The organism is Streptomyces ruber (genome assembly GCF_014648075.1).
GTDB lineage: Bacteria > Actinomycetota > Actinomycetes > Streptomycetales > Streptomycetaceae > Streptomyces > Streptomyces ruber.
In genome coordinates this window covers 230,701-250,538 of sequence record NZ_BMQK01000007.1, presented here as the reverse complement: position 1 = coordinate 250,538, position 19,838 = coordinate 230,701, and the positions used below count along the sequence as shown (strand labels likewise).

The following is a 19,838-nucleotide window of genomic DNA, read 5'->3' as shown; positions in this document are numbered from 1 at the left end:
GTGACCCCGACCGTACGTAGGGGTAACTTCCCTCGCAGTCCCGCTGTCGCCCGCACCCGTCCACGCCAATGGAGCCGTGATGCCCGAAGCCGTCATCGTCTCAGCCGCCCGCTCCCCCATCGGCCGCGCTTTCAAGGGCTCCCTGAAGGACCTGCGCCCGGACGACCTGACCGCCACGATCATCCAGGCGGCCCTGGCCAAGGTCCCGGAGCTGGACCCGAAGGACATCGACGACCTGATGCTCGGCTGCGGTCTGCCCGGCGGCGAGCAGGGCCACAACCTGGGCCGGATCGTCGCCGTGCAGATGGGCATGGACCACCTCCCGGGCTGCACGGTCACCCGTTACTGCTCCTCGTCGCTCCAGACGTCCCGCATGGCCCTGCACGCGATCAAGGCCGGTGAGGGCGACGTGTTCGTCTCGGCGGGCGTCGAGATGGTCAGCCGCAGCGTGAAGGGCACCTCCGACGGCTTGCCCGACACGCACAACCCGCTCTTCGCCGACGCCGAGGCCCGTACGGCCGCCGTGGCCGAGAGCGAGGGCGCCGACTGGCACGACCCGCGCGAGGACGGCCTGCTGCCCGACCCGTACATCGCGATGGGCCAGACCGCCGAGAACCTGGCCCGGCTGAAGGGCGTCACCCGCGAGGAGATGGACGAGTTCGGCGTCCGTTCGCAGAACCTGGCCGAGCAGGCCCTCGCGAAGGGCTTCTGGGAGCGGGAGATCACCCCGGTCACGCTGCCCGACGGCACGGTCGTCACCAAGGACGACGGCCCGCGTCCCGGTGTGACGAGGGAGGGCGTGGCGGGGCTGAAGCCCGTCTTCCGGCCCGACGGACGGATCACCGCCGGCAACTGCTGCCCGCTGAACGACGGCGCCGCCGCCCTCGTGATCATGTCCGACACCAAGGCGCGCGAGCTCGGCATCACGCCGCTGGCGCGGATCGTGTCCACCGGCGTCTCGGCCCTGTCCCCCGAGATCATGGGGTACGGCCCGGTCGAGGCCAGCAGGCAGGCGCTCGGGCGGGCGGGGCTGACCATCGACGACATCGACCTGGTCGAGATCAACGAGGCGTTCGCCGCGCAGGTGATCCCCTCCTACCGCGACCTCGGCATCCCGCTCGACAAGCTGAACGTCAACGGCGGCGCCATCGCCGTGGGCCACCCCTTCGGCATGACCGGCGCCCGGATCACCGGCACGCTGATCAATTCGCTCCAGTTCCACGACAAGCAGTTCGGCCTGGAGACGATGTGCGTCGGCGGCGGCCAGGGCATGGCGATGGTCGTCGAGCGGCTGAGCTGAGGACACGGAGCACAACGGAAGCACAGGGTCACCCCCGTCGGACGTTGCGTGATCCTTTGGCCCGGGACCTCTGCACGGCAGGGGTTCCGGGTCGTTTTGTGATCCAATCTCCCTCAGGCTGTGACCTACCTCCCCGGGGGAGCTCAACGCGCAGGTCACGGCCGTTTAACCGGATGACGACCCCCCGGATTCGTGTCCGTTATGTGACGTTACGCACTGACAGCTGGTTAGTCCGCCCTTCAAGCTGATGTAGGAAGTCGAGGGTCGACTTCACACCGGGAGTACGTCAGTGAGCGCCATGCCGATAGCTCTGCTGCTCACCACGGTCGCCGCGGCGGCCGTGGGCGTCGCCGTCCTGCGCGCCCTGCGGACGCTGCGCCGACAGGTCGCGGCCCTGCACACCGAACTCGCCGAGAGCCGCCTCGCGGCCACGGCCGAGCGCGCCTCCGTCCCCGCCGCCCGCACGGCCTCCGACACGGACGAGATACGCGCCGCCGTCGCCGAGGCGCTCGCCGAGGAACGGGAGCGCGAACTGGCGGAGGCCCGCGCGTTCTGGGCCGCCCAGGACGCGCGCGACGTCTCCGACGCGCCCTCCCTGCTGGGCCTGCCCGACAGCGAGATCTTCTTGCCGCGCCAGGCGGACTTCGCGGGTCTGGACCTCCCCAAGCCGCCGGCCGAGGCGGACCCGGAGGACGACGAGCTCCCCGGGGACTCCCCGGAACTGGCCGCGGCCCGCCGCCGGCACCCCTCCCACCCGGACTTCGTGCCCGTGACGTCCCCGGTCGTGAGCGACCACGAGCGCACGGTGGCCTGCCTGGAGGAGCTCGCCGAGGCCCGCACCGGGCTCGCGGACGTCCGCCCCGGCCCGCTCGGCACCCTGGACGTCTACGTGTTCGCCGACGGCACGACCCTGTGCATGACCCCCGGCCACCGGGAGACCGCGGAACGCCTGGCCGCGGCCCTGCGCGCCGGAGGGACCCCGGTCCTGCTGGGCGGCTCGGGCGTGTCGGGCGCGTACACGCTGACGTTCCGCTGCGGCGAGGAGAACGTCTACATCCTGGCGGACCGCGTCATCGCGTCGCTGTAGCGGCCGCACTCCCGGCGCCCGTCGCTGCGGCGGGCAGACTCCCGGCGGCCGCCGCGACCGTCACACCCCGGCGCGCTTCTGCGCCTCCTCCACGAGCGCCACGGCCGCCTCCAGTTCGCCCTCGTCCCGGAGGACGAGGGCGAGATCGTGTCCGGCGACGGTGATCTGGTCGGCGGCGGCGAACATGCCGGCGTCGGGCATCACCCGGGGTTCCCTCCCGGGTTCCTCCACCTGCTGGGCCCGCCGTGCCAGCTCCCTGGCCAGGCCGAGCGCCTCGGCCGCGGCACTCCGTTGCAGCCGGCTCTGCGGGGCGGCCCTGAGCCGGTCGGCGAAGTGTTCCACAGCGCGGGTCAGCGGCGTCGTATCAAGCACCCCGCGAGATTACGCGGCCGGACGGGACTGTTGCCAACAGGCCGCCGCTCGGGCACGGTGACGTGAAGGACCGGCTAACATCCCAGCGTCCGGAGGCGCCGATGTCCCAAGTCTTCTCCCAGGAGACCCATCGCAACCTGCTCGCCCGCATCCCGCACTGCACCGGTCGCGAAGTCTCCGACTGGTTGCGCACCGTCGACGAGGGCCCGGCACTCTTCCGCTTCGAGGAGAAGGTCAGCTGGCTCCGGCACGAGCACAACCTGGCGTACGGCCACGCCAAGGCGATCATCCACGAGTACGACCTGCGGAGGGCCGCGCGCAAACTGCTCTGAGCAGGCCCTGGCGGCGCCCGGCGCCCCATGACGGGGAAGGGCCCCGGGAGCACTGGCTCCCGGGGCCCTTCCGTGTCACCGCCTCACGGCGGTGTCCGTCCGAGCACTTCGCTCTAGTCGTCGCCGCTGAAGATGGCGACCAGCCGCAGCATCTCGACGTAGATCCAGACGAGGGTCATGGTCAGGCCGAACGCGGCCAGCCAGGCCTCCTCCTTCGGGGCGCCGTAGGCGACACCGTCCTCGATCTGCTTGAAGTCGAGGGTCAGGAAGAAGGCACCGAGGACGATCGCCAGGATGCCGACGATCGCACCGAGCGGGCCCATGCTGCGCAGGCCGCCGTCCGGGGCGACGCCGAAGACGACCAGCAGCAGGTTGACCGCCATGACCAGGACGAACCCGATCGCGATGGTCATGCCGATGCGCGCGTAGCGCGCGGTGACCCGGATCCAGCCCGCCTTGTAGACGAGCAGCGTGGCACCGCTGACCGCCATGGTGCCGAGCACCGCCTGGAACGGGGCGCCCGACCACTGCGCGTTGAACATCTCGCTGAGCACGCCGAGGAAGACACCCTCGAAGGCGGCGTAACCAAGGATCAGCGCGGGCGACGCCTTGCGCTTGAAGCTCTGGACCAGGGCCAGGACCATCGCGATGAGCGCGGCGCCGACGGCCAGACCGTAGCTGGTGGGCGCCACCGGCAGGAGTGCCCAGGCCAGCACGGCGCCGACGACGACCGTGCCCAGGGTCATGGCCGAGCGGACGATGACGTCGTCCATGGTCATCCGGCCGGTGGAGACCGGGGCCTGCGGCGGGGCGCCGTACTGGGCGTCCTGCTGGGCGTACGGGTTCGTCGCGTACGGGTTGCCGCCCTGCTGGGCGTACGGGTTCCCCTGCGCGTAGGGGTTGGCCTGCGTGCCGACAGCTGCTCCCCCGGCCTGCGGCGCGGTGTTGAAGCCCGCGTAGCCGTTGTCGCGGCTGAACCCCCGTCGCGAGAAGACCGGGTTGCTGCTCCTCATTTCACTCCTCCGCGGCCACCCTGCGTGGCCTTGGCTCAAGAGTAATAGATAGGCAAAGGAATGACCCTAGTGCTTGGGGAGGATCTTTCCCTCGTCGTGACGCTGAACACGCTACGCGTCTGCGTGATTCCCCACAGAGCTCACGATCATCCCTGACCGGCCCGGTACCGGTCCGCCACCGTCCCGAGACCGACGCCACCCGCGCGACCGCACCGCCCGGAATACCGGCAACGGCCGCCGCCCGATCTCGTGACCGCGGGAATACTCCGGGTGACATTTCCGCGGGGGCGGGAATTGGCGTCCACGAAAGCGGCCATTCCGCATACCCGGCGCCGGCACGAGCGCGGCGCCCTCCCGTCGTGCGACAGGGCGGACGCCGTGTGAACGGAGGTGCCCGGAACCGGACTTGAACCGGTACGCCCGCGAGGGGCAGCGAGGTTTAAGCTCGCCGTGTCTGCATTCCACCATCCGGGCAGGCGGCAGGCCATGGGCTCCGCGTCGAGGTTCGACCCTATCGGGACCCCATCCCCCGAACAGCGGAGCAGGGGGCCGATGTTGTCTTATTTTATTGACGTCTGAGGGTGCATCAGCACTCGGTGCGCGCCATCCGCACTCGCCAGTAGCCTTCCGCGGAGCCGAGCCGACCGTGTGCGGAATGACGGGATTTCACCGTCCGAACGAGCGGTCTCCACAAGTCCCCGCCCACACAGCCTTCTTGTGCGCCGCCGGCGCCCGCCGTCGTACGCCCTCCCGACCCCGTTCTCGGGGGCCCGTGTCATCCCCAGGTATGACACGGGGGCGGTCCGTCCGACCGGAGACTGTCCCCGGAACCGGAACAGCGGGTGACTACACGGCGGCCACCGGCCCGGACGATGGAAGACGTCCCCGAAGCCGTCCCGACAGGAGCACCTCCCCGTGACCACCACATCCATCGCCGGCCGGGCCACCGCCGTGGCCGCACGCGCCACGGACCTGTCCAAGGTCTACGGACAGGGCGAGACCCGGGTGATCGCCCTGGACCGCGTCAGCGTCGACTTCGGGCAGGCCGAGTTCACCGCGATCATGGGCCCGTCGGGCTCGGGCAAGTCCACGCTGATGCACTGCGTGGCCGGCCTGGACTCCTTCTCCTCCGGCTCCGTGCGCATCGGTGACACCGAGCTGGGCTCCCTGAAGGACAAGCAGCTCACCAAGCTCCGCCGGGACAAGATCGGCTTCATCTTCCAGGCGTTCAACCTGCTGCCCACCCTGACCGCCCTGGAGAACATCACCCTCCCCATGGACATCGCGGGCCGCAAGGCGGACAAGCAGTGGCTCGACACCGTGATCGGCATGGTCGGGCTGTCCGGCCGGCTCGGCCACCGCCCCTCCCAGCTCTCCGGCGGCCAGCAGCAGCGCGTCGCCGTGGCCCGCGCCCTCGCCTCGAAGCCGGACATCATCTTCGGCGACGAACCCACGGGAAACCTCGACTCCCGGTCCGGCGCGGAGGTACTGGGCTTCCTCCGCAACTCCGTGCGCGAGCTCGGCCAGACCGTCGTGATGGTGACCCACGACCCGGTCGCCGCCGCGTACGCCGACCGCGTGGTCTTCCTCGCCGACGGCCGCATCGTCGACGACCTGCGCGACCCGACGGCCGACTCGGTCCTCGACCGCATGAAGCGCTTCGACGCGAAGGGCCGTACGAGCTAGGGCCCCCGGTCACCGGCCGCCCCCTCCGTCGCATCCCACCGCACCCGACCCCACCGGACTGAGAATCCCCATGTTCCGTACCGCCCTGCGCAACGTGCTCGCGCACAAGGCCAGGCTGCTCATGACCGTGCTCGCCGTCATGCTCGGCGTGGCGTTCGTGTCCGGCACCCTGGTCTTCACGAACACCATCTCCGAGGCCTACGAGAAGAGTTCCGCCAAGGGATTCGACGAGGTCGACGTCGCCCTCACGCCCACCTGGAAGGAGGACGCGGACGAGCCCGAGAAGCTCGGTCCGGCCTTCCTCGACCAGGTCGAACGGACCGAGGGCGCCGCCTCCGCCATCGGCAGCGTCTCCGGCTTCACCGCCCTCGCCGACCGGGACGGCGCCCCGGTGGGCGACGGCTGGCAGGTACGGGGCGCCAACTACTGGGGCACCGACGACCCCCGCTACCCGATGACCGAGGGGCGCGCCCCCAAGGGTGACGGCGAGGTCGCCATCGACTCGGAGACCGCCGCCCGGACGGGGTTCGCTGTCGGTGACACGGTCCGCATGTCCGTCGACGGCCCGGTCCTCACCCCGACCGTCACCGGGATCTTCACCACGGACGACGGCAACGTCGCGGCGGGCGGCAGCCTCACCCTGTTCGACACGGACACCGCGCAGCGGATCTTCGGCAAGGCGGGCACGTACGACGAGATCATCGTGCGGGCGGAGGACGGCGTCAGCCAGACCGCCCTGATGGCCGCGCTCGAGGCGGCCCTGCCGAAGGACACCGTCGAGATGACCACGGGCAAGGAGCTCGCCGACGAGCAGGCGCGCCTGACCTCCTCGTCCATGGACGCCCTGAAGCAGACCCTGCTGGTCGCCGCCGGCATCTCCCTCTTCGTCGGCACGTTCCTCATCGCCAACACCTTCACCATGCTGGTCGCCCAGCGCACCAAGGAGCTGGCGCTGATGCGGGCCGTCGGCGCCTCGCGCCGCCAGGTCACCCGGTCCGTCCTGTTCGAGGCGTTCGTCGTGGGCACGGTCGCCGCGGTCACCGGTCTCCTCGCGGGCATCGGCATCGGCGCGGGCCTGCGCTCCCTCATGGGCTCGATCGGCGCCGGCTTCCCCGAGGGGCCGCTCGTCGTCTCCCCGGGCACCGTCGTGGCGGCGCTCGCCGTCGGCGTCCTCATCACCATGCTGGCCGCCTGGCTGCCGGGCCGCCGGGCCGCGAAGATACCGCCGGTGGCCGCGATGAACAGCCTGCACGCCAAGGCGACCACCAGGTCGCTGGTGCTGCGCAACACGATCGGCTCCCTGTTCACGGCGGCGGGCGTCGCCGTCGTGCTGTTCGCGACGACGATGGACGACGCCATGCGCGCCCAGACGCCCATGGGTCTCGGCGCGGCGCTGATCGTCATCGGTGTCTTCGTCCTCACCCCGCTGCTGTCCCGCCCGCTGATCGCGGCCGCGGCGCCGGTGCTGCGCGTCTTCGGCGTCTCCGGGAAGCTGGCCCGCCAGAACGCGGTCCGCAACCCGCGCCGTACGGCGGCCACGGCATCCGCCCTGATGATCGGGCTCACCCTCATCACGGGCATGACGGTGGCGGCGGTCAGCGTGCAGACGGCGATCGGCAAGATGGCCTCGGACTCGCTGAAGGCCGACTACGTGGTGTCGATGGCGAACGGCTCCTATCTCTCCACGGACGTCGCGGACAAGCTCGCCGGGGTCGACGGCGTCACCGCCAGCAGCGCGCTGCGGAACTCCTACTCGGAGATCGACGACAGGTTCGAGTACCTGACCGGCGTCGACGGCTCCGCCTTCGGCGAACTGGCCGACTTCCCGGTCGAGAACGGCGCCCTCGAGATCGGTGGCACCCGGGTGGTCGTCGACGCGGACATCGCCGAGGAGCACGGCTGGAAGGCCGGCTCGACGTTCACCGTCACCTATGACGACGACGCGAAGCAGGAGCTGACGGTCGCCGGGGTCTACCAGGGCAACGAGATGTTCCGCGGCATCCTGCTCGACCTCGCCACCCTGGCCCCGCACCAGACCGACCCGGTCGACATGCAGGTCATGGTGAAGATGTCCGGTGGGGCGTCCGACACGGCGAAGGACAGCCTGCGGAAGGCCCTCGGGGACAGCCCGGCCGTCAAGGTTCAGGACAAGCAGGACATCTCCGACGAGATCGCCCAGATGGTCACGCTGATGCTGAACATCCTGTACGGCCTGCTGGCCATGGCGGTGATCGTGGCGGTCCTCGGTGTCGTCAACACCCTGGCCATGTCGGTCTTCGAGCGCTCCCAGGAGATCGGCATGCTCCGCGCGATCGGCCTGGACCGCAGGGGCATCAAGCGGATGGTCCGCCTGGAGTCCCTGGTGATCTCCCTCTTCGGCGCGGTCCTCGGCATCGGATTGGGCGTGTTCTTCGGCTGGGCCGCGGGCGAGCTGGTGGGCACCCAGATGGCGACGTACGAGCTGGTGCTGCCGTGGGACCGGATCGCCGTCTTCCTGCTGCTGGCCGCGGCGGTCGGCGTACTGGCGGCCCTGTGGCCGGCCCGGCGCGCGGCCCGGCTGAACATGCTGGAGGCGATCAAGGCGGAGTAGCGGCACGTACGGCGGTCGCGTACGGCAGCAAGGGGCCCCTCCGTCCGGAGAACCGGATGCGGAGGGGCCCCTGTCCGTGCCCGGCCGCCGGGCGGTCAGTTCCAGGTGCGGGAGCGCAGCGGCATGCCGGAGGCGCCCGACTCGGGGGTCCTCACGGCGAGGACCTGGTTGACACCGATGCGGTTGCGCTCGAAGGACAGCGCCGAGGCGGCCATGTACAGGCGCCAGACACGGGCGCGGCCGGGGCTGGTGAGCCGCACGGCGCGGTCCCACCCGCCCTCCAGGTTGGCGACCCAGCGGCGCAGGGTGAGCCCGTAGTGCTCGCGGATCGACTCCACGTCCCGCACCTCGAACCCGGCACGCTCCAGCTGGGTGACGGTGGTGCCGACGGGGGCGAGCTCGCCGTCGGGGAAGACGTAGGCGTCGATGAACTCGTCGACGGTGTAGGCCGACTCGTCCTGCTGCGGGCGGCGGGCGATCTGGTGGTTGAGGAGCCGCCCGCCCGGCACGAGGAGCCGGTGGAGGTCGGTGGCGTACTCCAGGTACCTCGCCGCGCCGACGTGTTCCGCCATGCCGATCGAGGAGATCGCGTCGTACGGCCCGTCCGTGACCTCCCGGTAGTCCTGCACCCGGATCTCCACCCGGTCCGTGAGGCCCTCCTCGGCGACGCGCTTGCGGGCGTACGCGGCCTGCTCCTGCGACAGGGTGATGCCGACCACGGTGACGCCGTGCTCGCGGGCCGCGTGGATCGCCATGGAGCCCCAGCCGCAGCCGACGTCGAGGAGGCGCATGCCGGGCTTCAGGTCGAGCTTGCGGGCGACCAGGTCGAGCTTGTCGTGCTGGGCCTGTTCCAGGGTGCCGTCCGGCGCCTGCCAGTAGGCGCACGAGTACACCATCGAGGGGCCGAGGACGAGTTCGTAGAAGTCGTTGCCGACGTCGTAGTGGTGGCTGACGGCCCGCCGGTCGGTGCGCTTGGTGTGCAGGTGGCGGCGGGGCCTGCGGACCTCCTCGCGGGGCGGGGCGGGCGGCAGCGGCGGCCCGGCGAGCCGGACCAGCTCCCGTACGGCGGCCCGGAACCCGGGGTCGCGCAGGGCCGCGCCCAGACCGCGGGCGTCCTCCCCGCGCTCCCAGACGGAGCCCGCGAGCAGCTCCAGCGCGGTGTACAGGTCTCCCTCGACGTCCAGGTCACCGGCGACCCAGGCGCGGGCCAGGCCCAGCTCGCCCGGCTTGAACAGCAGGCGGCGCAGCGCCCTGCGGTGGCGTACGACCAGCGTCGGCGCGCCCGGCGGCCCCGCCTGCGAACCGTCCCAGGCGCGGATGCGCACGGGGAGCGGCGCCCCCAGCAACTGTTCGACGAGGCCCTGAAGCCGCAGCGCGGCAGCAGCCATGGCATACCTCCGTGACGAGCGATCCCGGAAATGTCCGACACCACAAAAACACTCACGGGCCCACGGCACACTCCGCGGCACGCATCACGACCGGGCAAAATACTTGTGGGTGGCACGCATGTTCTCGTCCGGCGGCGGCGCACCGAAGGGAACGACGGCACGCCGAAGGGGCCGCCCGCACCACGGATGGCGGGCGGCCCCTTCGGGCTGTCAAGGCGGCCGGAGGGTCAGGAGGCCTTGGCCTTCTCCTCGGGCTTGCTCGCGGCGGGGGCCGGAGCGGGCTTGGCGGCCTCGTAGAACTCCTCGCGGGGGTTCTCGATGGCGCCGAGCGAGACGACCTCGCGCTTGAGGAACGCGCCGAGCGTCCAGTCGGCGAAGACGCGGATCTTGCGGTTCCACGTCGGCATCGCGAGACCGTGGTAGCCGCGGTGCATGTACCAGGCGAGACGACCCTTGAGCTTGATCTTCATCTTGCCCATGACGATCATCGCGACGCCCTTGTGGACGCCGAGACCGGCCACCGCACCCTTGTTGGAGTGCTTGTACTCCTTCTGCGGGAAGCCCCGCATGCCGGAGACCACGTTGTCGCCGAGGACCTTGGCCTGGCGCAGCGCGTGCTGGGCGTTCGGCGGGCACCAGGCGTTCTCGACACCGGCGGCGCGGGCGGCGAGGTCCGGCACCTGGGCGTTGTCGCCCGCGGCCCAGATGTAGTCGGTGCCCTGCACCTGGAGGGTGGCGGCGGTGTCCACGTGGCCGCGCGGGCCGAGCGGGAGACCGAAGCGGGCGAGGGCCGGGTTCGGCTTCACACCGGCGGTCCACACGATCGTGTTCGAGTCGACCTCGAGCCCGTTCTTCAGCACCACGTGGCCGTCGACGCAGGAGTCCATGGAGGTGGAGAGGTAGACCTCGACCCCGCGGCTCTCCAGGTGCTCCTTGCCGTACTGGCCGAGCTTGGGGCCGACCTCGGGGAGGATCTTGTCGGCGGCGTCGACGAGAATGAAGCGCATGTCCTCGCGGGACACGTTCCTGTAGTACTTGGCCGCGTCCCGGGCCATGTCCTCGACCTCACCGACGGTCTCGGCGCCGGCGAAGCCACCACCGATGAAGACGAAGGTGAGCGCCTTGCGGCGGATCTCCTCGTCGGTGGTGGAGTCGGCCTTGTCGAGCTGCTCCAGCACGTGGTTGCGCAGGCCGATGGACTCCTCGACGCCCTTCATGCCGATGCCCTGCTCGGCGAGGCCGGGGATCGGGAAGGTGCGGGAGACCGCGCCCATCGCGATGACCAGGTAGTCGAAGGGCACCTCGTACGCCTCGCCGACGAGCGGCGCGACGGTGGCGACCTTGCGGTCCTGGTCGATGGTGGTGACCCGGCCGGTGAGGACCTCCGCCTTGGGCAGTACGCGTCGCAGCGGGACGACGACGTGCCGCGGGGAGATGCTGCCGGCGGCGGCTTCGGGGAGGAAGGGCTGGTAGGTCATGTACGACCGGGGGTCGACGACCGTGACGGTCGCCTCGCCGTACCGCATCTTCTTCTGGATGCGGCGAGCCGCGTACAGGCCTACGTACCCACCGCCTACTACGAGGATCCTGGGACGCTCCGTGGTGCTCATGCAATCGAGTATCCACCCGCCTGCCGAGGGGTGCTCGTGCGCCCCTTCACAAGCTTGCACAGGGCCTCTGCTACACTGCGCGGCTCGCGTGACACAGGTCATGTCACGGCGAGGGAACCTTCACACCCGGCGGGCCGTTGTCAATGCCGCCTGAACTGCCCTTCAGGGCGCGGGAGCGACCTGGAGCAGTCACTCGGACCTCATGCCTACCTCGCTCGAAGCTTCGGACACCAGGGGCCGTTCGGCCCTCCGGATGCCCCGGAGGACCCGTTTGGGGCGGGTTCTCGGTCGATCCGGACCGAAATCCTTGTGAAGAACTTCACGAACCTTTCCGACGGAGCGTCGGCGAGGGCCTCCCAGGGACCCCTCGCCCACGCTCATACGGTAGCGGCGCCGCTCAGCCGAGGCTACCCATCGGTAGTGAACGACTTCCGGACGAGCTACGCGATCGACCAGGCGATGCCGTCGAGGATGTCGTGCTCGCTCACCACGACCTCCCGCGCGCCGGTCCGTTCCATGATCGCGAGCAGGACGAGCGCGCCGGCGGCGATGACGTCCACCCGGCCCGGATGCATGGAGGGCACGGCGGCGCGCTCGGCGTGCGTGGACCCGATCAGCCACTCGGTGATCTCCCGGACCCGCTCGTAGGAGATCCGCGAGTGGTGGATGGCCGCGGAGTCGTACTCCGGCAGCTCCTGGGCGATCGCCGACACGGTCGTCACCGACCCGGCCAGCCCGACGAGCGTGCGCGCCTCGCCGAGCGGCACCGTCCGCCCGGCCAGGTCCAGCGCGGCCTCGATGTCGGCCCGCATGGCCTCGACCCGCGCCGGCCCGGGCGGGTCCACGACGGCCCCGTCCCGCACCAGGTGCCGCTCGGTCATCCGGACGCAGCCGACGTCGACGGAGCGGGCGGCGCGCACGTGGTCGTCGCCGACGACGAACTCCGTGGACCCGCCGCCGATGTCCACGACGAGGTACGGCCTCTCGAGGTCGGTCCGGCCGGTCAGCTCCCTGGTCGCGCCCGTGAAGGAGAACTCGGCCTCCTGGTCACCGGTGATGACCTCGGGCTCGACGCCCAGGATCTCGACGACCCCGCGGACGAAGTCGTCGCGGTTCTCCGCGTCCCGGGAGGCGGACGTGGCCACGAAGCGCACCCGCTCCGCCCCGAGCTCCTTGATGACCTCCGCGTACTCCCGGCAGGCCGCGAACGTCCGCTCCAGCGCCTCAGGGGCGAGCCGTCCCGTACGGTCGACGCCCTGTCCGAGCCGCACGATCGTCATGCGCCGGTCGAGATCGACCAGCTCACCCGTGGCGGGGTCGGCGTCCGCGACCAGCAGGCGGATGGAGTTCGTACCGCAGTCGACGGCGGCCACCCGGGTCATGCGTCGTCCTCCTCGCCGACCGTCACGCACGGTCCCTTGCGCCACCACTCCGGCAGCATGGCGACGGCCTCGTCGCCGAGCGGGTTCACCCCGGGCCCGGCGACCAGCGAGTGCGCCACCAGGACGTGCAGGCACTTCACCCGGTCGGGCATGCCACCCGCGCTGGGGAAGTTCTCCAGCACCTCGATGGCGTCGCGCCGGGCGATGTAGTCCTCGTGGGCGGCCCGGTACGCGGCGGCCAGCTCGGGGTCCCGCCCCAGCCGCTCCGTCATCTCCTTCATGACGCCGTTCGCCTCCAGCGTGCCGATCGCGGAGGCCGCCTTCGGGCACGTCAGGTAGTACGTCGTCGGGAACGGCGTCCCGTCCGGCAGCCGCGGCGCCGTCTCGACCACGTCGGGCTGTCCGCACGGGCAGCGGTGCGCGATCGCGCGCAGCCCGCGCGGGGGCCGCCCGAGCTGCTTCTCGAAGGCCTCGACGTCGGCGTCGGTGGGTTCGGTGCGCTCGGTGGGCGGCGGGGGCGTTTCCATGTGTGTCTTTCTGTCGGTCTGCTGGTGGAGCGGGAGCCGTTCGGCGGCGGCGCGGGGGTCAGCGGGCGGCGTCGGCCTTGTCCACGCCGTCCCACAGGTTGGCGTACCAGGGGCGGCCCGCCGTCCCCTGGGGGGCGCGCGTCTGCTTCGCCGCCGCCGGCTCGATCACGATGTAACCGGTCTCGCCGGGCATCACGTAGTGCAGCCGCTCGCGGATCTGCTGCTCGGCGAACGCGTCGTCCTCCCAACGCGCCTTGAGGTCGCGCAGTTCCTCGACCCGCGCGCGGGCCTCCTCGCGCTCCTGCTCCAGCTCGGCGATCTGGGCGCGCTGGGAGAAGTACTGCCGTGTCGGGTACGCCAGCGCCACGATCATCGAGCACAGGACGAGCGCGAGGAGCGCGGCCCGGCCGGTCAGCCGGGAGCGGCGGACCTGGCGCTTGGCCTGGGAGCGGTAGACGCGGGCCGCGGTCTGCTCACCTAGCACCCTGATCCTGGTCGCGGTGGAGAACCGGTCCCGGTCCCTCACGGCCATGTCCCGCCTCCCGTGTCCCAGCGCGCACGCGCGTACGTCCCCGCACACGGTACGGGACCGCGTACGGGGACGTACGTACGACTGGCGGAGCCGTGGCTCCCGGGGGCTCGGGGGATCAGCCCTTGAAGCGCGGGAACGCCGAGCGGCCCGCGTACACCGCGGCGTCGTCGAGGATCTCCTCGATGCGCAGCAGCTGGTTGTACTTGGCGACGCGCTCGGAGCGGGCCGGGGCGCCGGTCTTGATCTGGCCGCAGTTGGTGGCGACGGCGAGGTCGGCGATGGTGACGTCCTCGGTCTCGCCGGAACGGTGGGACATCATGCACTTGAAGCCGTTGCGCTGGGCCAGCTCGACGGCGTCCAGGGTCTCGGTCAGCGAGCCGATCTGGTTGACCTTGACCAGCAGGGCGTTGGCGGCGCCCTCCTCGATGCCGCGGGCCAGGCGCTCCGGGTTGGTCACGAACAGGTCGTCACCGACGAGCTGGACCTTGTCACCGAGCTTGTCGGTGATGGTCTTCCAGCCCTCCCAGTCGTCCTCGAACAGCGGGTCCTCGATGGAGACGAGCGGGTACGCCTCGACGAGCTCGGCGTAGTACTCGGTCATCTCGGCCGCCGAGCGCTCCTTGCCCTCGAAGGTGTAGACGCCGTCCTTGTAGAACTCGGAGGCGGCGACGTCCAGGGCGAGGGCGATCTGCTCGCCGGGGGTGTAGCCGGCCTGCTTGATCGCCTCGAGGATGAGGTCAAGGGCCTCGCGGTTGGAGCCGAGGTTCGGGGCGAAGCCGCCCTCGTCGCCGAGGCCGGTGGCCAGGCCCTTGCTCTTCAGGACCTTCTTCAGCGTGTGGTAGACCTCGGTGCCCCAGCGCAGGGCCTCGGAGAAGGTCTCCGCGCCGATCGGGGCGATCATGAACTCCTGGATGTCCACGTTGGAGTCGGCGTGCGAGCCGCCGTTCAGGATGTTCATCATCGGCACCGGCAGCAGGTGCGCGTTCGGGCCGCCCAGGTAGCGGAAGAGCGGGAGGTCGGACGCCTCGGAGGCGGCGTGCGCGACGGCGAGGGAGACGCCCAGGATGGCGTTGGCGCCGAGCGAGCCCTTGTTGTCGGTGGCGTCCAGGTCGAACATCGCCTGGTCGATCAGGCGCTGCTCGGTGGCGTCGTAGCCGACCAGCTCCGGGCCGATCTGCTCGATGACGGCGAGGACGGCCTTCTCCACGCCCTTGCCGAGGTAGCGGCTCGAGTCGCCGTCGCGGAGCTCGATGGCCTCGAAGGCGCCCGTGGAGGCGCCGGACGGGACGGCGGCACGGCCGGTGCTGCCGTCGTCGAGGCCGACCTCGACCTCGACCGTGGGGTTGCCTCGGGAGTCCAGGATTTCCCGGGCTACGACGACGTCGATGGACGGCACGAGCATCTCCTTCTGCGATGTGACGCGGGTGACGAGGGCAGCTGCCCTGCGGGATGAGCCTAACCGGCTCCGGGGGATCGGCCAGCCTGCCGGTCACCCCAGGTGCAGAACCGAGAGTAAATTGTTCCTGAACGGAACAAAGGCGGGAACGGGAAATCGGATGCCGCCGCACGCACGCGCAGGGCACGTGGAAGGCGCGCGAGAGGGCGCGCGGGGCGCGTCGGAGGACGCCCGGCAGGAAGCCCGCAGCAAGCCCGGCGGAGCGCACTGCGGTGCACACGCGGTGCCGCACGCGGAAAGACTCCCGCCCGGGCGCGTACGGGGGACGACGCGCCCGGGCGGGAAACCCGTGGGGACGGGCTACCCGCACGAGGCCCCCGGTACGGGGCCTCGGGGCCCCGGAGCCCCGTGCGTGCGGGTGCCGCGGTCCGGCTCGCAGCCGGCCGGGAGCCACCGCCCCCGGCCGGCCGTCACCGGTCCGGCGGCCGTCAGCTCAGGTGGAGCTGCTGACCCGGGTAGATGACATCGGCGTTGTCGATGATGTCCTTGTTCAGCTCGTAGAGCTTCGCCCAGCCGCCCGCGACGTTCTTCTCGGTGGCGATGGCGCTGAGCGTGTCGCCCTTGACGACCTTGTACTCGCCGTCGCCCTTCTCGACCTTCTTGCCGGTCGGGGTCTCGACGGTGGCCCGCTCCGAGGAACGCGAGGAGCGCTGCTCCTGGGTGCTCTTCTCCGGGGCCGCGGGGGTGCTCTGACGCGGGGCGCTCTGCTCCGTGGAGCCGGAGCCCGAGCCGGAGCCCGAGCCGGAGCCCGAGGTCGACGGGGCGGCCGCGGCACCGCCGGCCGAGGGACCGGACAGGCCCGTGCCGCAGTTCGGCCAGGCACCCTTGCCCTGGCCCGCGAGGACCTTCTCGGCCACCGCGATCTGCTGGGCCTTGGAGGCCTTGTCGGCCGTGGCGGCGTACTGGGTGCCGCCGTACGCGGCCCAGGTGGAGGCCGAGAACTGCAGGCCGCCGTAGTAGCCGTTGCCGGTGTTGATCGACCAGTTGCCGCCGGACTCGCACGCGGCCACGGTGTCCCACTCGGAAGTGGTGGCCGCGGAGGCGGAGTTGGCCGCGAGCAGCGGGGCGGCGATGGCGGCACCGGTGACACCGGCGAACGCGAGGGCCTGGCTCGCCCTGGACGGACGGCGGTGCTTGGCCTTGGTGCTCGTGGTGGTCGTGGTGTCTTCGGTGCCCTTGTTGCAAGAACGCAGCATGAAGTTGATTCCCTCACCGACGCCTGCGAGGTGAGCTGTCGGGTTCGGGCCGGTTGGGTCTGCCCGGCCGTGCGTCGCGTTGGTGCGACGCGCGGCTTCACCCCTAGCCGTTCCCGGTGTCTCTCGACTTCCGGGCCCGGCGCTTACCTTGGGTCCCCCGCTCCTGCCGGCGGCGCTTGACGCGACGACTGTTCCCGTACGGCCGTTGGCAGGATTCGGCGTGACGACCGCAGGGGCCCGCTGTGGCGAGCGATCACGACGGTAGACACGTGAGGCGCCCGAACACAAAGACGATCAGGGCCTTTGTGACTCATCTCCCACCGAGATCAAATCGGGCATACACCGTGATTACGTGCACGAACTACCGCCGGTTCGACCGCTTTTCGGCCTCTCGCCCCGCTCACGTCACCCACCGGCCGAGACGTCGGCAACCGGCGCCTGACCGGGAACGACGTCCTCCCGGTCAGGCGCCGGCGGCATGGCCGTCGCGGCGTACCGCCCGGGCCGTCAACCCGCCACGGTGGAGGAGGAGGCGGCCGCGGCCCAGAGACCGTCGCCGGAACGCATGGTGTACGCGCCACCCGTCCTCTCCGCGACCACGTCCTCCCGGGCGGCGTGCCGCCCGGTGGAGGCGGTGGAGCCGTCCGTGACGGCGCCCGCCGGCTCCTCGTCGGCGCTGCCGCCACGGTGCCGTCCGGTACCCGCGGTCTCGTCCGTGGAGGCGGAGGCGGAAGCGGAGGCCGAGGGGGACGCGGAAGAGGCGTCGGAGGCGGTACCGGCCGCGGGGTCCTCCTCCGTGGCGCCCGGGGAGCCGCCGCCCTCGCCCGGCTCGGCGGAGTCGTCGCCCGACGCGGAGGCGCCCGGGTCGCCCGGCTCGGCCGTACTCGCGCCGGAGGCCCCGGTCCCGTCCCCGGTCTCCTTCCCGCCGGCGCTGTCGCCGCCCTGCGAGGCGCTGCCGGTGGAGCCGGTGCCGGACGCGCCCGTACCGGGGGTCGGCGCGGAGGAGTCCGACGAGCCGTTCCCGCCGGAGGAGTTGGAGCCGGTGGAGCCGCCCGTACCGCCGGTACCGGCGTCCGCCGCGCTGTCCTCGCCGACGAGTCCGCCGAGGACCCCGCAGGCGGGCCAGGCGAGGGCCCCCCGGTCGGCGAAGATGCCCTCGGCCACGGCTATCTGCTGGGAGCGGCTCGCCTGGTCGGCGCTGGGCGCGTAGTCCAGACCGCCGTACGCCTCCCAGTCCGCCTGGGACATCTGGAGCCCGCCGTAGTGGCCGTTGCCCGTGTTGGCGCTCCAGGACCCGCCGCTCTCGCACTCGGCGACCTGGTCCCAGACCGTTCCGTCGGCTGCGCTCGCCCCGCCGGCGCCGAGCAGCGGGATGGCGATGGCGGATCCGGTGACTCCCGCCGCGACGAGGAGGGCCGGAGCCTGGCGGGGTCGACGGTGACGACCGTTCCCGGAGAGCATGCGGTTGCCTTTCATCACGACAGCAAGGAGCGCGCGGCCGTTGCCGACACGAGGCACGCCGGTCGCGTTGATGCGTGAACGTAGCCGCAGTGGATCACTTGTCACAAGTCAATGCAGCACAGATCACGTGCCGGTTACGGACTTGAGAAACCGTCACGTTCGCCCGGCTTCGCGGAAGCGACGACACCGCGACTGACGTGCACTTCCGGCGTCAGGACCGAACCGGTGCGAACTCCACGGGAAGCGTGCGCAATCCCCTCATAATGAGCCCGCCGCGCCAGCGCAAATCGGCCGGATCTGTCGCAAGTTCGAGATCCGGGAGGCGGGTGAGGAGCGTCGCGAGCGCGGTCTGTCCCTCCAGCCGGGCGAGGGGGGCACCCAGGCAGTAGTGAATGCCGTGCCCGTACCCGAGGTGTTGGTTGTCACGCCGGGAGAGGTCGAGAACGTCCGGGTCGGCGAACCGCTCCGGATCACGGTCGGCCGCCGCGAGCACCACGAGCACGGGGTCGCCTGCGGCGATGTCCTGTCCGCCGATGGTGACCGGCCGGGTGGCGAAGCGCCAGGTGGCGATCTCGACGGGGCCGTCGAAGCGCAGCAGCTCCTCGATACCCGTCGCGAGCAGCTCACGTTCGCCCGCGGCCAGCGAACGCTGTAGGCGTTCGCGCTGGTCAGGATGGGTGAGGAGGGCGTAGGTGCCGTTGCCGATCAGGTTGACGGTCGTCTCGAAGCCGGCGAAGAGCAGGATGAAGGCCATCGCCGCCGCCTCGTTCTCGGTGAGGTGCTCGCCCTCGTCGGAGGCGCGGATGAGACCGGAGATGAGGTCCTCGCCGGGCGCGGGCGTGCCGGGCAGGGCCTCGCGCTTGCGGTGGATGAGGTCGGCGAGGTAGCCGCGCATCTTCTTCACGGACCGGGCGACCCCGCCCCGCGGGCCTCCCCCGTGCCGGATCATCATGCCCGCCCAGTCGCGGAAGTCGTCCTGGTCCTCGCGGGGGACGCCGAGCAGGTCGCAGATCGCGTAGATGGGGAGCGGGAAGGCGAACTCGTGGATGAGGTCGGCACTGCCGCGCTCGGCGAACCCGTCGATGAGCCGGTCGGTGAGCTCCTGGACCCGGGGGGCGAACTCGGCGACACGGCGCGGCGTGAAGGCCTTGGAGACCAGCCGCCGCAGCCGGGTGTGGTCCGGCGGATCGATGTTGAGCAGGTGCGTCATCAGATCCGCCTTGCGCTCCCCGGGGATGCCGGTCTTCCCCTTGGCGTGGGCGGGCTCGTCGTGGTGCGCCGGGTTCTTGGACAGCCGGGGGTCGGCGAGGGCCTGCCGGGCATCGGCGTAACGGGTGACCAGCCAGGCCTCCACCCCGCTCGGCAACCGCGTCCGGTGCACGGGCGCGTGCTCGCGCAGCCAGGCGTAAGCGGGATAGGGGTCGCCGGCGAACTCCCAGGTGAAGAGCTCGGGCGCGGAGGCGGTGTCGGTGGGCCGGGGCTGGTGGGTCACGTCTTGACGGTATCCGGCGGGGGGCGGGGCGGGGCCCGCCGGGCCGGGGCTGCGCGGACGGGGTTGCGCGGACGGGGTTGCGTCCACCGTCCCCCGGCCGTGCCCACGCCACGCCCGTACGAGGAGGACGACCACGCGAGCGGCCGGCACCCGTGCCCGCCCCCCGGGACCGGCCCGCCCGGGCGACGGGCACGGGCGGGCTGGGCGGGCGGGCAGGCGCCGGGGACGACAGCCGGGTGCGGGGCGCGGCGGGCGCCGGGCAGGAGCGGGCCGCGGACGCGGGCGGGCGCCGGGGACAGCCGGGTGCAGGACACGGGCAGGCGCCAAGCACGACGGCCGCCGACGCCGACAGGCGCCGAGGACAGCCGGGCGCAGGACACGGACAGGCGCCAAGCACGACGGCCGCCGACGCCG

The 19,838-nt window shown here is 71.5% G+C and carries 16 protein-coding genes, 1 tRNA gene and 1 riboswitch; of the genes, 5 read left to right on the top strand and 12 right to left on the bottom strand.

What is annotated here, in order from left to right; genetic code table 11:
• The first annotated feature begins 79 nt into the window (after positions 1–79).
• Together IEZ04_RS18155 and IEZ04_RS18150 are read left to right on the top strand one after the other, a co-directional pair.
• Positions 80–1,300, top strand: a complete 1,221-nt coding sequence (locus IEZ04_RS18155; RefSeq protein ID WP_189217931.1) for an acetyl-CoA C-acetyltransferase — start codon at positions 80–82, stop codon at positions 1,298–1,300.
• Between the two features lie 298 nt (positions 1,301–1,598).
• The gene (locus tag IEZ04_RS18150; RefSeq protein WP_189217930.1) at positions 1,599–2,387 is read left to right on the top strand and encodes a hypothetical protein; all 789 of its coding nucleotides are present in this window, start codon (positions 1,599–1,601) and stop codon (positions 2,385–2,387) included.
• 60 nt (positions 2,388–2,447) lie between these two features.
• Here the strand turns inward: IEZ04_RS18150 and IEZ04_RS18145 are convergent, their stop codons facing one another.
• A complete protein-coding gene (locus IEZ04_RS18145) occupies positions 2,448–2,759 on the bottom strand; it encodes a hypothetical protein (RefSeq protein WP_189217929.1) in 312 nt (103 codons plus the stop codon).
• Positions 2,760–2,860: 101 nt separating this feature from the next.
• On the opposite strand from IEZ04_RS18145, the gene IEZ04_RS18140 reads away from it, so the two are divergent.
• Complete coding sequence (locus IEZ04_RS18140; protein WP_189217928.1) at positions 2,861–3,091, top strand: DUF4287 domain-containing protein; 231 nt, start codon at positions 2,861–2,863, stop codon at positions 3,089–3,091.
• A gap of 113 nt (positions 3,092–3,204) precedes the next feature.
• On the opposite strand, the gene IEZ04_RS18135 is transcribed toward IEZ04_RS18140, so the two are convergent.
• On the bottom strand, positions 3,205–4,104 hold the full coding sequence (locus IEZ04_RS18135; protein WP_189217927.1) for a Bax inhibitor-1/YccA family protein: 900 nt from the start codon (positions 4,102–4,104) through the stop codon (positions 3,205–3,207).
• Positions 4,105–4,495: 391 nt separating this feature from the next.
• Positions 4,496–4,578 (bottom strand) — tRNA-Leu (locus tag IEZ04_RS18130).
• A 441-nt stretch (positions 4,579–5,019) separates the two neighbouring features.
• Here IEZ04_RS18130 and IEZ04_RS18125 point away from each other — a divergent pair.
• Together IEZ04_RS18125 and IEZ04_RS18120 are read left to right on the top strand one after the other, a co-directional pair.
• The gene (locus tag IEZ04_RS18125) at positions 5,020–5,790 is read left to right on the top strand and encodes an ABC transporter ATP-binding protein (protein ID WP_189217926.1); all 771 of its coding nucleotides are present in this window, start codon (positions 5,020–5,022) and stop codon (positions 5,788–5,790) included.
• A 70-nt stretch (positions 5,791–5,860) separates the two neighbouring features.
• On the top strand, positions 5,861–8,380 hold the full coding sequence (locus IEZ04_RS18120; protein ID WP_189217925.1) for an ABC transporter permease: 2,520 nt from the start codon (positions 5,861–5,863) through the stop codon (positions 8,378–8,380).
• A gap of 95 nt (positions 8,381–8,475) precedes the next feature.
• On the opposite strand, the gene IEZ04_RS18115 is transcribed toward IEZ04_RS18120, so the two are convergent.
• From IEZ04_RS18115 to IEZ04_RS18075, 9 genes are all read right to left on the bottom strand, one after another.
• Positions 8,476–9,768 (bottom strand): class I SAM-dependent methyltransferase, encoded by a 1,293-nt coding sequence (locus IEZ04_RS18115; protein WP_189217924.1) that lies wholly within the window; start codon positions 9,766–9,768, stop codon positions 8,476–8,478.
• A gap of 227 nt (positions 9,769–9,995) precedes the next feature.
• Positions 9,996–11,378 (bottom strand): NAD(P)/FAD-dependent oxidoreductase, encoded by a 1,383-nt coding sequence (locus IEZ04_RS18110; protein ID WP_189217923.1) that lies wholly within the window; start codon positions 11,376–11,378, stop codon positions 9,996–9,998.
• Positions 11,379–11,818: 440 nt separating this feature from the next.
• Positions 11,819–12,760, bottom strand: a complete 942-nt coding sequence (locus IEZ04_RS18105) for a Ppx/GppA phosphatase family protein (protein ID WP_189217922.1) — start codon at positions 12,758–12,760, stop codon at positions 11,819–11,821.
• Positions 12,757–13,287 (bottom strand): DUF501 domain-containing protein, encoded by a 531-nt coding sequence (locus IEZ04_RS18100; RefSeq protein WP_189217921.1) that lies wholly within the window; start codon positions 13,285–13,287, stop codon positions 12,757–12,759. The genes IEZ04_RS18105 and IEZ04_RS18100 overlap by 4 nt, the downstream gene beginning before the upstream one ends.
• A 58-nt stretch (positions 13,288–13,345) precedes the next feature.
• Positions 13,346–13,819, bottom strand: coding sequence for an FtsB family cell division protein (locus IEZ04_RS18095; RefSeq protein WP_189217920.1), 474 nt, complete (start codon positions 13,817–13,819; stop codon positions 13,346–13,348).
• 115 nt (positions 13,820–13,934) lie between these two features.
• Complete coding sequence (gene eno / locus IEZ04_RS18090; protein ID WP_189217919.1) at positions 13,935–15,215, bottom strand: phosphopyruvate hydratase; 1,281 nt, start codon at positions 15,213–15,215, stop codon at positions 13,935–13,937.
• Positions 15,216–15,703: 488 nt separating this feature from the next.
• Positions 15,704–16,471 (bottom strand): LysM peptidoglycan-binding domain-containing protein, encoded by a 768-nt coding sequence (locus IEZ04_RS18085; RefSeq protein WP_189217918.1) that lies wholly within the window; start codon positions 16,469–16,471, stop codon positions 15,704–15,706.
• 5 nt (positions 16,472–16,476) lie between these two features.
• Positions 16,477–16,656, bottom strand: a riboswitch (cyclic di-AMP (ydaO/yuaA leader).
• Between the two features lie 322 nt (positions 16,657–16,978).
• The gene (locus IEZ04_RS35810) at positions 16,979–17,947 is read right to left on the bottom strand and encodes a transglycosylase family protein (protein WP_189217917.1); all 969 of its coding nucleotides are present in this window, start codon (positions 17,945–17,947) and stop codon (positions 16,979–16,981) included.
• Positions 17,948–18,143: 196 nt separating this feature from the next.
• Positions 18,144–19,424 (bottom strand): cytochrome P450 family protein, encoded by a 1,281-nt coding sequence (locus tag IEZ04_RS18075; RefSeq protein ID WP_189217916.1) that lies wholly within the window; start codon positions 19,422–19,424, stop codon positions 18,144–18,146.
• Positions 19,425–19,838 lie beyond the last annotated feature (414 nt).

Bases quoted from the DNA above. Each gene is read 5' to 3' on its own strand.
- IEZ04_RS18085 (WP_189217918.1), bottom strand. From the start codon at position 16,471: ATGCTGCGTTCTTGCAACAAGGGCACCGAAGACACCACGACCACCACG.
- IEZ04_RS18120 (WP_189217925.1), top strand. From the start codon at position 5,861: ATGTTCCGTACCGCCCTGCGCAACGTGCTCGCGCACAAGGCCAGGCTG.
- IEZ04_RS18155 (WP_189217931.1), top strand. From the start codon at position 80: ATGCCCGAAGCCGTCATCGTCTCAGCCGCCCGCTCCCCCATCGGCCGC.
- IEZ04_RS18150 (WP_189217930.1), top strand. From the start codon at position 1,599: ATGCCGATAGCTCTGCTGCTCACCACGGTCGCCGCGGCGGCCGTGGGC.
- IEZ04_RS35810 (WP_189217917.1), bottom strand. From the start codon at position 17,947: ATGAAAGGCAACCGCATGCTCTCCGGGAACGGTCGTCACCGTCGACCC.
- IEZ04_RS18100 (WP_189217921.1), bottom strand. From the start codon at position 13,287: ATGGAAACGCCCCCGCCGCCCACCGAGCGCACCGAACCCACCGACGCC.
- IEZ04_RS18110 (WP_189217923.1), bottom strand. From the start codon at position 11,378: ATGAGCACCACGGAGCGTCCCAGGATCCTCGTAGTAGGCGGTGGGTAC.
- IEZ04_RS18105 (WP_189217922.1), bottom strand. From the start codon at position 12,760: ATGACCCGGGTGGCCGCCGTCGACTGCGGTACGAACTCCATCCGCCTG.
- IEZ04_RS18095 (WP_189217920.1), bottom strand. From the start codon at position 13,819: ATGGCCGTGAGGGACCGGGACCGGTTCTCCACCGCGACCAGGATCAGG.
- IEZ04_RS18135 (WP_189217927.1), bottom strand. From the start codon at position 4,104: ATGAGGAGCAGCAACCCGGTCTTCTCGCGACGGGGGTTCAGCCGCGAC.
- IEZ04_RS18140 (WP_189217928.1), top strand. From the start codon at position 2,861: ATGTCCCAAGTCTTCTCCCAGGAGACCCATCGCAACCTGCTCGCCCGC.
- IEZ04_RS18115 (WP_189217924.1), bottom strand. From the start codon at position 9,768: ATGGCTGCTGCCGCGCTGCGGCTTCAGGGCCTCGTCGAACAGTTGCTG.